General features: G+C 71.8%; 16 protein-coding genes. 14 read left to right on the plus strand and 2 right to left on the minus strand.

Annotated elements, in window-relative coordinates; all coding sequences use genetic code 11:
* The first annotated feature begins 206 nt into the window (after window positions 1-206).
* From lipB to ACGF3H_RS02105, 4 genes are all read left to right on the plus strand, one after another.
* Window positions 207-1,007 carry a lipoyl(octanoyl) transferase LipB gene (gene lipB / locus ACGF3H_RS02090; RefSeq protein WP_362495513.1) on the plus strand — a complete coding sequence of 267 codons (801 nt, stop codon included), beginning with the start codon at window positions 207-209 and terminating at the stop codon, window positions 1,005-1,007.
* Window positions 1,008-1,213: 206 nt separating this feature from the next.
* The gene (lipA, locus tag ACGF3H_RS02095; protein ID WP_362495516.1) at window positions 1,214-2,179 is read left to right on the plus strand and encodes a lipoyl synthase; all 966 of its coding nucleotides are present in this window, start codon (window positions 1,214-1,216) and stop codon (window positions 2,177-2,179) included.
* Window positions 2,180-2,451: 272 nt separating this feature from the next.
* Window positions 2,452-2,655: a hypothetical protein gene (locus tag ACGF3H_RS02100; RefSeq protein ID WP_362495519.1), complete on the plus strand. Its 204-nt coding sequence runs from the start codon at window positions 2,452-2,454 to the stop codon at window positions 2,653-2,655.
* Between the two features lie 68 nt (window positions 2,656-2,723).
* Complete coding sequence (locus ACGF3H_RS02105; protein ID WP_362495522.1) at window positions 2,724-3,425, plus strand: DUF4191 domain-containing protein; 702 nt, start codon at window positions 2,724-2,726, stop codon at window positions 3,423-3,425.
* Window positions 3,426-3,552: 127 nt separating this feature from the next.
* On the opposite strand, the gene ACGF3H_RS02110 is transcribed toward ACGF3H_RS02105, so the two are convergent.
* Window positions 3,553-4,020, minus strand: a complete 468-nt coding sequence (locus tag ACGF3H_RS02110; RefSeq protein WP_362495524.1) for an RDD family protein — start codon at window positions 4,018-4,020, stop codon at window positions 3,553-3,555.
* Between the two features lie 230 nt (window positions 4,021-4,250).
* Here ACGF3H_RS02110 and glnA point away from each other — a divergent pair, with 230 nt between their 5' ends.
* The 5 genes from glnA to ACGF3H_RS02135 all read left to right on the plus strand — a co-directional run bounded on the left by glnA (window position 4,251) and on the right by ACGF3H_RS02135 (window position 8,930).
* Complete coding sequence (gene glnA, locus ACGF3H_RS02115) at window positions 4,251-5,660, plus strand: type I glutamate--ammonia ligase (RefSeq protein WP_361564961.1); 1,410 nt, start codon at window positions 4,251-4,253, stop codon at window positions 5,658-5,660.
* Between the two features lie 164 nt (window positions 5,661-5,824).
* The gene (locus tag ACGF3H_RS02120) at window positions 5,825-6,085 is read left to right on the plus strand and encodes a hypothetical protein (RefSeq protein ID WP_362495527.1); all 261 of its coding nucleotides are present in this window, start codon (window positions 5,825-5,827) and stop codon (window positions 6,083-6,085) included.
* Between the two features lie 80 nt (window positions 6,086-6,165).
* Entirely contained in the window at window positions 6,166-7,083 is a 918-nt protein-coding gene (htpX, locus tag ACGF3H_RS02125; protein ID WP_362495529.1) for a zinc metalloprotease HtpX, read from the plus strand.
* 5 nt (window positions 7,084-7,088) lie between these two features.
* Window positions 7,089-7,667, plus strand: a complete 579-nt coding sequence (locus ACGF3H_RS02130; protein ID WP_362495530.1) for a hypothetical protein — start codon at window positions 7,089-7,091, stop codon at window positions 7,665-7,667.
* Window positions 7,668-7,745: 78 nt separating this feature from the next.
* Window positions 7,746-8,930: a winged helix DNA-binding domain-containing protein gene (locus tag ACGF3H_RS02135; RefSeq protein WP_362495533.1), complete on the plus strand. Its 1,185-nt coding sequence runs from the start codon at window positions 7,746-7,748 to the stop codon at window positions 8,928-8,930.
* 134 nt (window positions 8,931-9,064) lie between these two features.
* Here ACGF3H_RS02135 and ACGF3H_RS02140 read toward each other — a convergent pair whose 3' ends face one another.
* The gene (locus ACGF3H_RS02140) at window positions 9,065-9,379 is read right to left on the minus strand and encodes a hypothetical protein (protein ID WP_362495535.1); all 315 of its coding nucleotides are present in this window, start codon (window positions 9,377-9,379) and stop codon (window positions 9,065-9,067) included.
* 174 nt (window positions 9,380-9,553) lie between these two features.
* On the opposite strand from ACGF3H_RS02140, the gene ACGF3H_RS02145 reads away from it, so the two are divergent.
* From ACGF3H_RS02145 to ACGF3H_RS02165, 5 genes are all read left to right on the plus strand, one after another.
* Window positions 9,554-9,913 carry an arsenate reductase family protein gene (locus ACGF3H_RS02145; protein ID WP_362495537.1) on the plus strand — a complete coding sequence of 120 codons (360 nt, stop codon included), beginning with the start codon at window positions 9,554-9,556 and terminating at the stop codon, window positions 9,911-9,913.
* Between the two features lie 114 nt (window positions 9,914-10,027).
* Window positions 10,028-10,759, plus strand: a complete 732-nt coding sequence (locus ACGF3H_RS02150; protein ID WP_362495539.1) for a hypothetical protein — start codon at window positions 10,028-10,030, stop codon at window positions 10,757-10,759.
* A gap of 227 nt (window positions 10,760-10,986) precedes the next feature.
* Entirely contained in the window at window positions 10,987-12,018 is a 1,032-nt protein-coding gene (gene glnII, locus ACGF3H_RS02155; protein ID WP_362495542.1) for a glutamine synthetase, read from the plus strand.
* Between the two features lie 393 nt (window positions 12,019-12,411).
* Window positions 12,412-12,999 (plus strand): winged helix-turn-helix domain-containing protein, encoded by a 588-nt coding sequence (locus ACGF3H_RS02160; RefSeq protein WP_362495544.1) that lies wholly within the window; start codon window positions 12,412-12,414, stop codon window positions 12,997-12,999.
* Between the two features lie 60 nt (window positions 13,000-13,059).
* The gene (locus tag ACGF3H_RS02165) at window positions 13,060-14,079 is read left to right on the plus strand and encodes an SDR family oxidoreductase (RefSeq protein ID WP_362495547.1); all 1,020 of its coding nucleotides are present in this window, start codon (window positions 13,060-13,062) and stop codon (window positions 14,077-14,079) included.
* Window positions 14,080-14,118: the final 39 nt, after the last annotated feature.

The raw sequence follows: 14,118 nt of genomic DNA on the forward strand, positions 1-14,118 counted from the left end.
CTGTGAGCAGCCCTTATGGCCTCGTGAACGGCGCGAATGTAGCGGAGAGTAAGCATCCGATCGCATTCTTCGCCAGGCATTCATCCGATCGTGTGAGGATTCCCTGCGGGCTGACGGCAGCGGCCCCCCGACGGAGGCCGGGCGGCCGGTCGTACAGTGGCGTGGGCACGGTTCGTGCCTTACGACCTTCCAGGGAGGCTCTTGCCGTGAGTGAGCTTCGGTTCGTCCGCATGGGGTTCGGTGCCGAGCGCGTCGAGTACCAGGAGGCGTGGGACGAGCAGCGCCGCGTGCACGCCGCGCGGTTCGCCGACGAGGTCCCGGACACCGTGCTGCTCCTCGAACACCCGCCGGTCTACACCGCCGGCCGGCGCACCGCGGACGACGAGCGGCCCCTCGACGGCACGCCGGTCATCGACGTCGACCGCGGCGGCAAGATCACCTGGCACGGGCCGGGCCAGCTGGTCGGCTACCCGATCCAGAAGCTCCCGCGCCCGGTCGACGTCGTCGCGCACGTGCGGCGGCTGGAGGAGGCGCTGATCCGCACCTGCGCCGAGTTCGGCGTGGAGACCACCCGGGTCGAGGGCCGCAGCGGGGTCTGGGTCCTCGGTGACCCCGTGGAGAAGCGCCCGGCCCTCGGCGGACTCTCGCTGGACTTCGACCCGCGGTTGACCGACGAGGAGTTCGACCCCCGTCTCAACGGGCCGGAGTACGCCCCGTCCAACGCCGGCCAGCGCCGCGAGGACCGCAAGATCGCCGCGATCGGCATCCGGGTGGCGAAGGGCGTCACGATGCACGGCTTCGCCCTGAACGTGAACCCGGACAACAAGTGGTTCGACCGGATCATCCCGTGCGGCATCCGCGACGCGGGCGTCGCCTCCCTGGCGAACGAGCTGGGCCGGGACGTCACCATCGAGGAGGTCCTCCCGGTGGCGGAGCGCCACCTGCGGGACGTCCTGGAGAACGCGGACCTGAAGCCGAGGGTGATCGAGAAGACCCGGGCGGCCTGAACCCCGGGCTCGTTTCCGGCCCGTCCGGCACTTTGTGGCGGAGGGCATATTTCCAGCCCGTCCGGCGTTTGGGGACGAGGCCCGTTCAGGGCTTCGGCGGGGGCCTGGGGGCGGCAGCCCCCGGCAAGGCCAGCAGCCTCGCCGGGCATCAAATCAACGGGCGTACGCTTAAAGGCGCCGAAGAATCGAACGCTAGGGAGCCGGTCGTGTCCGCAGTCGCACCCGACGGACGCAAGATGCTGCGCCTGGAGGTCCGCAACAGCCAGACCCCCATCGAGCGCAAGCCCGAGTGGATCAAGACCCGGGCGAAAATGGGCCCCGAGTACACGAAGATGCAGAACCTCGTGAAGAGCGAGGGCCTGCACACGGTCTGCCAGGAAGCCGGCTGTCCCAACATCTACGAGTGCTGGGAGGACCGCGAGGCGACCTTCCTCATCGGCGGCGACCAGTGCACCCGGCGCTGCGACTTCTGCCAGATCGACACCGGCAAGCCCGAGGCGCTCGACCGCGACGAGCCCCGCCGGGTCGGCGAGTCCGTGGTCACCATGGACCTGAACTACGCCACGATCACCGGCGTGGCCCGTGACGACCTGCCGGACGGCGGCGCCTGGCTGTACGCCGAGACGGTGCGCCAGATCCACCAGCAGACGGCCGAGCGCCAGGAGGGCCGCACCAAGGTCGAGCTGCTGGCCCCGGACTTCAACGCGGTGCCGGAGCTGCTCCGCGAGGTCTTCGACTCCCGCCCCGAGGTCTTCGCGCACAACGTCGAGACCGTGCCGCGCATCTTCAAGCGGATCCGCCCCGGCTTCCGCTACCAGCGCTCCCTGAAGGTGATCACCGATGCCCGCGACTACGGCCTGGTCACCAAGTCGAACCTGATCCTCGGCATGGGCGAGACCCGTGAGGAGATCAGCGAGGCGCTGACGCAGCTCCACGAGGCCGGCTGCGAGCTGATCACCATCACGCAGTACCTGCGCCCGTCCGTGCGCCACCACCCCGTGGAGCGCTGGGTCAAGCCGCAGGAGTTCGTGGAGCTGAAGGAGGAGGCCGAGCAGATCGGCTTCTCCGGCGTGATGTCCGGCCCGCTGGTGCGCTCGTCCTACCGCGCCGGGCGGCTCTACCGGATGGCGGTCGAGAAGCGCGACACCGTCGTCGCCGGCCAGGCCGTCTGACCTGCCGTCAGCCTCCGCCCGCACGGCGGAGGCGCGCCGCGTGTGAATTCACGCACAAGACGCTACTCGGCAGTAGTGGCCGATACGCCGCGGCCCCGACCGTCCTCGCAGATGAGGGCACCGGTCGGGGCCGCGTCGCCGTTCCGGGCCCCGGCACCACCGCTTCACGTGCGTTTGACCGGCGGGTCACGCCCTGGTAACACCAATCAGTGACCCTGGAATCACAGCACGTTCACCCGCACCCGGATCCGTACCGAGGGGGGACCTCCACCATGCAGGCCGCGCCCGTTCGCGCCACCGCCATCCCGTCGTTCACCGACGCCCTGCGGGCCGTCGAGTCGCTGCTGATGAGCAGCGGCCAGCGCACCGCACGGCGCAACGCCTGGACCTCCGTGCTGGAGGACCGCCGCCGGGCCAAGGAGCGGATCGAGACCGAGCGGGTCCTGCAGCAGCAGGTCGCCACCGGCCGTCTCTGACCTCCCCCGTACGGCGGCGCCGGGCACTGCCGTCGTCGGCGCCCTCCCGGCCACGTAGACTTCACGGCATGGCGAGGAAGGAACCTGCAGCGGACGCTGCGAACCCCGGGCGACTGAAGCAGATCGCTCTGACCTACAAGATGACCCGCAAGGCCGACAAGAAGATCGGTCTTGTGCTCGCGGGTGTCGGCATCGTCGTCTTCGGTGTCCTCCTCGGGATCGGTTTCTTGATCGGTCACCCCATCTATCTCGGCATCCTGGGCCTGCTGCTCGCCTTCCTCGCGACGGCGATCGTCTTCGGGCGCCGGGCCGAGCGGGCGGCCTTCGGGCAGATGGAGGGCCAGCCGGGCGCCGCCGCGGCGGTACTGGACAACATCGGCCGGGGCTGGACGACCACCCCCGCGGTGGCGATGAACCGCAGCCAGGACGTGGTGCACCGCGCGGTCGGCAAGGCCGGCATCGTGCTGGTCGCCGAGGGCAACCCGAACCGGGTGAAGTCCCTGCTCGCGGCCGAGAAGAAGAAGATGAACCGCATCGTCGCCGACGTCCCCGTGCACGACCTGATCGTGGGCACCGGCGAGGGCCAGGTCGAGCTGAAGAAGCTGCGCACGACCATGCTCAAGCTCCCGCGCGTCCTGACCGGTCCGCAGGTCACCGCGACCAACGACCGGCTGCGCGCCCTGGGCGACCTGATGAGCAACATGCCCCTGCCCAAGGGCCCGATGCCCAAGGGCATGCGGATGCCGAAGGGCGGCAATCCCCGGCGCTGAGCCCGGCGGCCGGCATCGGCGGACACGCACTCACGGCGATGGGGCGCCCGGATCACTCCGGGCGCCCCATCGCCGTACGGGTTCCGTGCGCCGCCGCTGCCGCGCGGACGCGGCACCGGATGCTGCGCTAGATGCGGACCTCGACCGTGCGCGCCAGCCGGTCGTGCAGCCCCCGGCCGTCCCGGTCCCAGATCAGCGCGGGGATCGCCACGCACAGCAGGACCGACCGCAGCAGCGCGCGGGCCGGGTGGACGCGGCCCGTGCCCAGCTCCACCACGCGCAGACCGAAGAGGCGCTTGCCCGGGGTGAAGCCGATCGTGCCGACGGTCAGGACGCTGAGCACGAAGAAGATCAGCAGCGCCCAGTTGCTCGCCGTCTGGCCGTAGCTGCCCGTGATCAGGCCGTATGCGATCAAGGAGCACAGGGCCCAGTCGACGGCGAGGGCCCCGAGCCTGCGGCCCGGACGGGCGATGGAGCCCGGCCCCTCCTCCGGCAGCCCGAGCTGCTCGCCCCGGTACCCGAGATCGGCGCCGGCTCCTTCGATGGCCGCGCGCGGCCCGGAGAGCCACGATCCGATTGCTTGCCTGTTGTCCACCCGTCCACGGTACTGCGCCCCCATATGCCCCGGGGACGGCGGGGTACACGGTGGGGTGTGCGGGGCCGGGATGGGGCCTACGCTGGAAGGCAGCCGGTTAACTTCTGCGAAACAAATGGGTCACGCCCGAGAAATCACCCGTCCCTAGGGTCGAGGCAGCGTGTGCCACCCGCACTGGCGCACGAACGATCTACCACCCCGGCGGCACGGTCGGGAGTAGGAGGAGCTGGATGTTCCAGAACGCCGACGAGGCCAAGAAGTTCATCGCGGACGAGGACGTCAAGTTCGTCGACGTCCGGTTCTGCGACCTGCCGGGCGTCATGCAGCACTTCACGTTGCCCGCCGAGGCGTTCGACCCCGACGACGAGCAGGCCTTCGACGGGTCCTCGATCCGGGGCTTCCAGGCCATCCACGAGTCGGACATGTCCCTGCGCCCCGACCTGTCGACCGCGCGCATCGACCCGTTCCGCCGGGACAAGACCCTCAACATCAACTTCTTCATCCACGACCCGATCACGGGCGAGCAGTACTCCCGTGACCCGCGGAACGTGGCGAAGAAGGCCGAGGCCTACCTCGCCTCCACCGGCATCGCCGACACGGCGTTCTTCGGTCCCGAGGCCGAGTTCTACGTCTTCGACTCCGTCCGCTTCGCCACCAGCGCGAACGAGTCCTTCTACCACATCGACTCCGAGGCCGGCGCCTGGAACACCGGTGCCCTGGAGGACAACCGCGGCTACAAGGTCCGCTACAAGGGCGGCTACTTCCCGGTCCCGCCGGTCGACCACTTCGCCGACCTGCGCGCCGAGATCTCCCTGGAGCTGGAGCGGTCCGGCCTGAAGGTCGAGCGCCAGCACCACGAGGTGGGCACCGCCGGCCAGGCCGAGATCAACTACAAGTTCAACACGCTGCTCGCCGCCGCGGACGACCTCCAGCTCTTCAAGTACATCGTGAAGAACGTGGCCTGGAAGAACGGCAAGACGGCGACCTTCATGCCGAAGCCGATCTTCGGTGACAACGGCTCGGGCATGCACGTCCACCAGTCGCTGTGGAGCAACGGCGAGCCGCTGTTCTACGACGAGCAGGGCTACGCCGGCCTGTCGGACACCGCCCGCTACTACATCGGCGGCATCCTCAAGCACGCCCCGTCGCTGCTGGCCTTCACCAACCCGACGGTGAACTCCTACCACCGCCTGGTGCCGGGCTTCGAGGCGCCGGTGAACCTGGTCTACTCGCAGCGCAACCGCTCCGCCGCGATGCGCATCCCGATCACGGGCTCGAACCCGAAGGCCAAGCGCGTCGAGTTCCGCGCCCCGGACGCCTCCGGCAACCCGTACCTGGCCTTCTCGGCCCTGCTCCTCGCGGGTCTGGACGGCATCAAGAACAAGATCGAGCCGGCCGAGCCGATCGACAAGGACCTCTACGAGCTGGCTCCCGAGGAGCACGCGAACGTCGCGCAGGTCCCGACCTCCCTCGGCGCCGTCCTCGACCGCCTCGAGGCCGACCACGAGTTCCTCCTCCAGGGCGACGTCTTCACGCCGGACCTGATCGAGACGTGGATCGACTTCAAGCGCGCGAACGAGATCGCCCCGCTGCAGCTGCGTCCGCACCCGCACGAGTTCGAGCTCTACTTCGACGTGTGATCGGCACCCGGGCCGCCCGGCCCGGCCGTCCGGCGCCCCCGTCCCCTGCTCGTCAGGGGGCGGGGGCGCCGTCGTTGGCCGAAAAACTTCACAGCGCCGCCCCGGCCCGGGATCATGTCACTGACACGGTTGTTCGAGTCAGGGAACGGGGAGAGGGACCGGACATGTCCGATCGGGACGACGAGGAACGCGAGTTCGACCTCACATGGGCGGACGGTGCCGAGCACAAGGAGCCCTCCGCGCGCGCCCGGATGCTCGCCGCGCGGTGGAAGGAGAACCCTCCCGGACCGGTGCCCTTCCGCGCCGACCCCGAGCACGTGGGCTCCCGCCGCCGGTCGTCGTGGGTCTCCACCGCCGTGGTGCTCGGCTGCGTGGCCGCCGTGATCGTGCTGCTCGGGTACATCAACTTCCGGGCGCCCTACTAGGCGTCCTTCGCTGCCTCCGGCAGCGGCCGCCGGGTGCACACTGGACAGCGGGACGAGTGCGCGACTGCGGGGTGATGCAGATGCAGAGCCGTTTCCGGAGCGACCGGCGGCTGACCGTGCGCATGGGGATCACGCTGTTCCTGCTCGGGCTGCTGTACGTGGGCTTCATCGCCGCGCTGATCGTGCTGTTGAAGTCCTGGGTCCTGGGCGTGGTGATCGTGGCCCTGGTGTTCGGGGCGCAGTACTGGTTCTCCGACCGGATCGCGCTGTTCGCGATGCGGGGCCGGGTCGTGGAGCGGGACGAGTACGAGGAGCTGCACGCGGTGGTGGACCGGCTGTCGGCGATGGCCGGCATGCCGAAGCCGGTGGTCGCCGTGTCGGCGATGGACATGCCGAACGCGTTCGCCACCGGACGGAACCCGGACAACGCGGTGGTCTGCGTGACGACCGGGCTGCTGCGCCGGCTGGAACCGGCCGAGCTGGAGGGCGTGCTCGCGCACGAGCTGTCGCACGTGGCGCACAAGGACGTCGCCGTGATCACGGTCGCGTCCTTCCTGGGCGTGATCGCGGGGCTGGTCGTGCGGTTCGCCTTCTACTCGCAGCTGTTCGGCGCCGGGCGGCGGGACCAGAACACCCTGGTCGTGTTCGCGGCCGTGATGGGCGTCGCCGCGGCGGTGTACGCGATCAGCTTCGTGCTGATCCGGGCCCTGTCCCGGTACCGGGAGCTGGCCGCCGACCGGGCCGCCGCCCTGCTCACCGGCCGTCCCTCGGCGCTGGCCTCGGCGCTCACCAAGGTGACCGGCGACATCGCCCGGATCCCGACGAAGGACCTGCGGACGGCGCAGGCGTTCAACGCCTTCTACTTCACGCCCGCCTTCGGCGCCGAGCCCGGCCTCGGACGGCTCTTCGCCACCCACCCGAGCCTGGAGCAGCGGCTCGACCAGCTGGGCCGGATCTCCGGCGAACTGGGTGAGGCGGCGGCGCCCGGAAGGGCCTGAGACCGATGGGCCTGCTGGACATCCTGCTCGGCCGCTCCAAGCCCGTCGCACCCGACCTGGACCGGCTCTTCGCCCTGCCCTCGGCGGCGGTGAGCCTCCAGGCCGCGGCCGGTCTCGCGCCGACCGGGCAGGGCGCCGTGTGCTTCGCGACGGTCGAGGGAGCCGCCTTCGAGCAGACGCACCGCGAGGTCCGGGCCCTGCTGGACGCGGACGCCGGCCGCACCCCGGTGGAACTGAGCCACGACTCCTTCGGCTACTCCTGGCTCGTCTCCCACCGCACCCCCGACGAGCTGCCGCTGCTGGTGAACGACCTGCACGCGGTGAACAGCTCCATGGAGGTCAACGGCTTCGGGCCGCAGCTGCTGTGCTCCCTGGCCGGTTTCCGTGACGACGGCGGGCGGCGGCTCGCGCTCGTCTACCTCTACAAGCGGGGCACCTTCTACCCGTTCGCGCCCCTGCCCGGCGACCGGCAGCAGCGGGACAACGCGCTGGAGCTGCGGATACGTGCGGTGCTCGCCGGCGAGCTGCCGGTCGAGGACGACCTGGGCCGCTGGTTCCCGGTGTGGGGCGCACCCGGGCTGTGAAGCGCACGGGCCCGCCGTTGTCACCGGTGTCGGGCAGGATGGGCCGCACCGAGAGGCGACGGGCGGGCGGAGGCCGGTATGGGTGACGGACGGCGGCACATCGGGGTGGCGGAGCGGCGGGCGAGGCTCGCGCTGCGGCAGCGGCTGGCGGGCGGGGCCCGGGCGGGCAGCCCGGAGGAGGTCGCCGGATCGCTGGTCGCGCTGCACGGCACGGACCCCTCGACGGTGTATCTGGCCGTCGGCGCACGGCTGGCGGACCCGGCGAAGACGGTGGCCGAGACGGAGCGGGCGCTCTACGAGGACGGGGCGCTGGTGCGGATGCACGGCATGCGGCACACCGTGTTCGTCTTCCCGACCGCGCTGACGGCGGTCGTGCACGCCTCGACCGGTCTCGCGGTGGCCGCTCGGGAGCGGGCGGCACTGCTCAAGCACATGGCGGTCGCCGGGGCACCGGACGCGGCCTGGCTGGCGGAGGTCGAGGAGTCGGCGCTGGCGGCGCTGGCCCGGCGCGGGCAGGCGACGGCGGCCGAACTGGCCGCGGACGAGCCGCGGCTGAAGGAGCGGTTCGTGTACGCGGCCGGGAAGAGGTACGAGGGCGTGCACACGGTCTCCACCCGGCTGCTGAAGGTGCTGGGCGTGGAGGGCAAGGTCGTGCGGGGCCGGCCGCTGGGTTCGTGGACGTCCAGCCAGTTCCGCTGGGCTCCGGCGCCCGAGCATGCCGAGCTGGACACCGCCGCGGCGCAGGCCGAGCTGCTGGGCCGGTGGCTGGCGGCGTGCGGTCCGGCCACCGAGGACGACCTGAAGTGGTGGACGGGGTGGCGGGTGACGGAGGTCCGCCGGGCGCTGGCCGCGATCGGCGCGGAGGCGGTGTCGCTGGACGAGGGCCCGGGGTACGTGGCCGCCGGTGACGCCGGTCCGGTGGCGGCGCCCGCCGAACCCTGGGCCGCGCTGCTGCCCGCGCTGGATCCGACGGCGATGGGCTGGCGGCACCGGGACTGGTACCTCGCGCCCGGGCTGCGCCCGATGCTGTTCGACGGCAGCGGCAACGTCGGCCCGACGGTGTGGTGGGACGGCCGCGTGATCGGCGGCTGGGCCCAGCGGGTCGACGGGGAGATCGTCTGGCGGATCCTGGACGGCGAGGACGTGGGCCGCGAGGCCGAGGCGGCGATCACGGCGGAGGCGGAACGCCTGGCGTCCTGGGTGGGCCCCACCCGGGTGACCCCGCGCTTCCGGACACCGCTCGAACGGGAGCTGTCGGCGTAGGACGCCTTTCAGCCCGTCCGGCGTTCGCGGACGAGGCCGTTCAGGCCGAAGCGGGGGCCCGGGGGCGGCAGCCCCCGCAGACGGCGACTGCAGCGCGGGGCACCGTCAGACGAAACGGCACCCCGCGCTCCGCGTCACCGCGAGTACCGCATCAGCGCCCGCACCATGTGGCACGTCGTGTCCGACGGCGGGTGCACGCCGATCGTCTCCGCGGCACGGCGTATCGTCTCGTTGCGGGCCTGGTTCGGCAGGTAGACGCCGGAGTCGAGCAGGGCGATGGCGAGTCGCATCGCCTTGAGCCGGCGGTTGTGCGTGACGTACCACTCGCGGGGGCGGCCCGCCGGGAGCGGACTCTTCTCCACGGGCTGGTACGGCAGGTCGAGCAGGACGGGTCGCTCGGCGGTCGACTGGGTGGGCAAGGGCTTCTGCTTCAGTGCGGCAGCGGGCACGGGCATCCTCCTGTCGCGGTCGGGGCGCCGTCCGGACACCCCGGCGACACCCTCGAACACTGCTTCTATTTTACCGCCCCCCACTGACAAAAGCCCCTGGCCACAAGGGCTTTCGGGGCTGCTGGGGCGTGCGGGGAGAACGGGTTTCGCGCCCCTCGGGCTACCGTGTGCGGCATGGAGATCTGGATCAACCCGGCCTGTTCCAAGTGCCGCAGCGCCCTCAGCCTGCTCGACGCCGAGGGCGCCGACTACACCGTCCGCCGCTACCTGGAGGACGTACCGAGCGAGGACGAGATCCGCGAGGTGCTCACCCGCCTCGGCCTCGAACCGTGGGACATCACGCGCACCGGCGAGGCCGACGCCGAGGAACTCGGACTGAAGGACTGGCCCCGTGACGACGCGTCACGCGACCGCTGGGTCGCCGCGCTCGCCGCACACCCCAAGCTGATCCAGCGCCCGATCATCACGGCGGAGGACGGAACGGCCGTCGTGGGCCGCTCCGAGGAGGCGGTGCGTGACGCCCTGTCCCGCTGAGCCGGCCCGGCTGTGACGCAGGTTACTCCGGCGGATCTCCGTGACCGCTGAGTAACTTCGTTCGGTATCTCGTACATAGCGGCGTACGCTCCCCTACCTCTTCAGGAGGCGCGCATGTCGCGCAGGAGAAGTCTCGGTACGAAGAAGAAGCTCGCGCTGCTGATGAGCGCGGCGGCGGTGGCGGGCGGCGGGGCCTTCGTGATGGCGAACGCCTCGAACGCCGCGCAGACCACCCAGAACGCGCAGACGAAGTCCGCGCAGGACTCCACCGTCTGCCAGGGCCTCGCCACCGCGCTCGGGAACAACCAGCGGTTCATCGACGGCCAGCGGGCCGCTCCCGACGCGCAGTCCGAGGCCCGGATCGCCAACCGCGAGGCGGTCATCGAGGAGATCCAGCGCAAGCAGGAGGCGTCCGGGTGCGCGGTGGGGGAGTCGGCTCAGGACTCCCAGGCCGCGCAGCCGCCGCAGGGCGGCCAGGACGCCGGGCAGAGCGCGGACGAGGAAGCCGGCCAGGACATGGGCCAGGACGCCGGGCAGAACACGGGCCAGGACGCCGGGCAGCAGGGCGGGGACCAGGCGGGCGGCGCCGCGCAGGCCGGTGAGCAGGTGTGCAACGGCTCCACCGTCACCCTCTCCGGCGAGGGCGGCGCACCCGCGGCCTCCAGCAACCAGTTCCCGGTGGGCACCAAGCTCAAGGTGACCAACCTGGACAACGACAAGTCCACGACGGTGGAGGTCGAGTCGGTCTCGGGCAGCTGCGTGCTGCTGAACAACGCGGCGTTCGAACAGGTCCGCGAACAGGGCAAGTTCCTGATCCGCCGGGCGGTGATCGAGAAGGTGGGCTGACCGCTCCTCCCCTCCCCCGCCCGTGCCTCCGCCCGGCCCCGCGCCGAGCGGAGGCGCCGGGCCGTGAGACGCACCACACCTTCCCCAGGTAACACGGGGTTCACATACGGGCAACGGACGGGAAATCGCCCGTTGACACGCTGCACGGCAGTAGACGCGGCGCCCCAGTGCCGCAGCGCCGCAGCACCCGCAAGTGCGCCCAGACCCACCCCGAAGGATGTGGCCCCGTGACCTTCAAGGCTGAGTACATCTGGATCGACGGCACCGAGCCGACGGCCAAGCTCCGTTCCAAGACGAAGATCATCACGGATGCCCCGGCCGGTCTGGACGCCCTGCCGATCTGGGGCTTCGACGGGTCCTCCACCAACCAGGCCGAGGGCCGCTCCTCGGACTGCGTGCTGAAGCCGGTCTTCTCCTGCCCCGACCCGATCCGCGGCGGCGACGACATCCTGGTGCTGTGCGAGGTCCTCGACACGGACATGACGCCGCACCCGACCAACACGCGTGCCGCGCTCGCCGAGCTGTCCGAGCGCTTCGCCGCGCAGGAGCCGATCTTCGGCATCGAGCAGGAGTACACCTTCTTCAAGGGCTCCCGCCCGCTCGGCTTCCCCGAGGGCGGCTTCCCGGCCGCGCAGGGCGGCTACTACTGCGGCGTCGGCTCGGACGAGATCTTCGGCCGCGACGTCGTCGAGGCGCATCTGGAGAACTGCCTGAAGGCCGGCCTCGGCATCTCCGGCATCAACGCCGAGGTCATGCCCGGCCAGTGGGAGTTCCAGGTCGGCCCGCTGGCGCCGCTGGAGGTCTCCGACCAGCTGTGGGTGGCCCGCTGGCTGCTGTACCGCACCGCGGAGGACTTCGACATCTCCGCCACCCTCGACCCCAAGCCGGTCAAGGGCGACTGGAACGGCGCGGGCGCGCACACCAACTTCTCCACCAAGGCGATGCGCGAGGGTTACGACGCGATCATCACCGCCTGCGAGTCGCTCGGTGAGGGCTCCAAGCCGATGGACCACGTCAAGAACTACGGCGCGGGCATCGACGACCGCCTGACCGGCCTGCACGAGACCGCCCCGTGGAACGAGTACTCCTACGGCGTCTCCGACCGCGGCGCCTCGGTCCGCATCCCGTGGCAGGTCGAGAAGGACGGCAAGGGCTACATCGAGGACCGTCGTCCCAACGCCAACGTCGACCCGTACGTGGTGACCCGCCTGCTGGTGGACACCTGCTGCTCCGCACTGGAGAAGGCCGGCCAGGTCTGACCCCCGCCGTCCCGCGAAGGGGGGCGTCCGCCGACATGGCGGGCGCCCCTTCTTCCGCGCCCGTTTCCGGCCGACGGGGTGTCAGGAGGCGCCGTGGGACGTCCAAGCAGTGAGAGGAGTCTCCTGTCCCGCGCCGTCGTCTGCTTCAATGGACCCATGTCCGCCTTCCAGAAGCACGCAGCGACGGGTCGCCACGACCTCGAGCCCTTCTGGCCTTCCCGTCAGCACCACGACTTCGACCGGGTGTGTTGCCGCGCGACGACCGCGCCGGCCCTGTGAAGCCGTAGTCCCGGCTTTCGCCGACGCGCACGACGTACGTCCCCGACGCCCCGGCCGCCGCGCCGCGGCCGTCGTCCTCCCGACGAACTCCTCGCGCGAAAGAGCTGACCTCTCATGGCGACCACTCGTTCCCTCTCCACCGCTCCCGTCACCGCCTCCGCCCCCGCCGTCCCGGCCCGCCACCGGCTGCGCGCCGTGGACCGGGACGAGGTGGTGGACGTCACGGACTTCCTGCCGCCGGGTGCCACCTGGCTGCCCGCTCCCCCGCACACCCTGCCCGCACTGCCGGGCCGGCCGCCCATGGTCGGCTACCTGGTGCTCGTCCCCGCCGACCAGCAGCCGCCCTTCCCGCCCGTCGCCGTGGCCGGCACGGCACAGCAGGACCCGAAGGACGCCGACGCCCCGGGGGACCCGCTCGTCCGGATCGACGCCGTGCGCCGCACGGCCTCCGTGGACGGGCGTCAACTCGACCTCACCTACCTGGAGTTCGAGCTGCTCGCCCACCTCGTCGCGCATCCGCACCGCGTGCACACCCGCGACCAGCTCGTCACGACGGTGTGGGGCTACGGCCACGTCGGCGACGGCCGCACCGTGGACGTGCACGTCGCCCGGCTGCGCCGCAAGCTGGGCGCCGAGCACCGGCGGACGATCCAGACCGTGCGGCGCGTCGGCTACAAGTACACGCCGCCCACCGGACGCTGAGGCTCTGCTGACAGCCAAGGCCCGTTCCCCCGGGCCCTAGCACCAGGCAGAGTGGCCGGCATGAGGCTACTGATGCTGGGCGGTACGGAGTTCGTGGGGCGGGCCGTGGCGGAGGCGGCGCTCGGGCGCGGCTGGGACGTGACCGTGTTCCACCGCGGGCGGCACGCGCCGCCGGCCGGGGCGCGGTCGCTGCACGGCGACCGCACCGCGCCCGACGGGCTCACCGCCCTCGCCGAGGGCACCTGGGACGCCGTCGTCGACACCTGGTCGGCGGCGCCCCGCGCGGTGCGGGACGCGGCACGGCTGCTGGCCGGCCGCGCCGGACGGTACGTGTACGTGTCGAGCTGCTCGGTGTACGCGTGGGCGCCGCCCGCCGGGTACGCCGAGGACGCCCCGCTGGTCGAGGGCGCGGCGGCCGACGCCGGGCAGAGCGACTACGCCCGCGACAAGAGGGGCGCCGAGCTGGCCGTCCTGGACGCCTTCGGCGCGGACCGCTCGGTGCTCGTGCGCAGCGGGCTGATCCTCGGCCCGTACGAGAACATCGGTCGGCTGCCGTGGTGGCTGGACCGCGTCGCGCGCGGCGGCCCGGTGCTCGCGCCCGGCCCCCGGGACCTGCCCTTGCAGTACGTCGACGTCCGCGACCTCGCCGCATGGGTCCTCGGCGCGGTGGAGCAGGAGCTGAGCGGACCGTACAACCTGGTCTCCGCGCCGGGGCACACCACCATGGGCGGCCTGCTCGACGCCTGCGTCCGGGTCACGGGCGGCGCCGCCGAGCTGCGCTGGACGGCCCCCGGGACCGTCCTCGGCGCCGGGGTGCAGCCGTGGACGCAGCTGCCGGTGTGGGTGCCGCCGGGCAGCGACCTGCACGACGCGCTGCACTCGGCCGACGTCTCCCGTGCGCTGGCGACGGGGCTGCGCTGCCGGCCGGTCACCGAGACCGTCTCCGACACGTGGGCCTGGCTGCGGGACATCGGCGGGACAGCACCGCAACGTCCCGACCGGCCGCCGGTGGGGCTGGACCCGGAGACGGAGGCGAAGGTGCTCGCGGCGGACGGGGGTGTACCTGGCACCACCCCCTGAGACGGGGGCCCGGCCCCGTGCCCTCCCTCGTCCGCCTGC

The sequence above is a fragment of the Streptomyces sp. NPDC048185 genome, from assembly GCF_043202495.1.
Lineage (GTDB): Bacteria > Actinomycetota > Actinomycetes > Streptomycetales > Streptomycetaceae > Streptomyces.

Bases quoted from the DNA above. Each gene is read 5' to 3' on its own strand.
- htpX (WP_362495529.1), top strand. From the start codon at position 6,166: ATGCAGAGCCGTTTCCGGAGCGACCGGCGGCTGACCGTGCGCATGGGG.
- ACGF3H_RS02100 (WP_362495519.1), top strand. From the start codon at position 2,452: ATGCAGGCCGCGCCCGTTCGCGCCACCGCCATCCCGTCGTTCACCGAC.
- ACGF3H_RS02120 (WP_362495527.1), top strand. From the start codon at position 5,825: ATGTCCGATCGGGACGACGAGGAACGCGAGTTCGACCTCACATGGGCG.
- ACGF3H_RS02105 (WP_362495522.1), top strand. From the start codon at position 2,724: ATGGCGAGGAAGGAACCTGCAGCGGACGCTGCGAACCCCGGGCGACTG.
- ACGF3H_RS02165 (WP_362495547.1), top strand. From the start codon at position 13,060: ATGAGGCTACTGATGCTGGGCGGTACGGAGTTCGTGGGGCGGGCCGTG.
- glnA (WP_361564961.1), top strand. From the start codon at position 4,251: ATGTTCCAGAACGCCGACGAGGCCAAGAAGTTCATCGCGGACGAGGAC.
- ACGF3H_RS02145 (WP_362495537.1), top strand. From the start codon at position 9,554: ATGGAGATCTGGATCAACCCGGCCTGTTCCAAGTGCCGCAGCGCCCTC.
- ACGF3H_RS02150 (WP_362495539.1), top strand. From the start codon at position 10,028: ATGTCGCGCAGGAGAAGTCTCGGTACGAAGAAGAAGCTCGCGCTGCTG.
- ACGF3H_RS02135 (WP_362495533.1), top strand. From the start codon at position 7,746: ATGGGTGACGGACGGCGGCACATCGGGGTGGCGGAGCGGCGGGCGAGG.
- ACGF3H_RS02130 (WP_362495530.1), top strand. From the start codon at position 7,089: ATGGGCCTGCTGGACATCCTGCTCGGCCGCTCCAAGCCCGTCGCACCC.
- ACGF3H_RS02160 (WP_362495544.1), top strand. From the start codon at position 12,412: ATGGCGACCACTCGTTCCCTCTCCACCGCTCCCGTCACCGCCTCCGCC.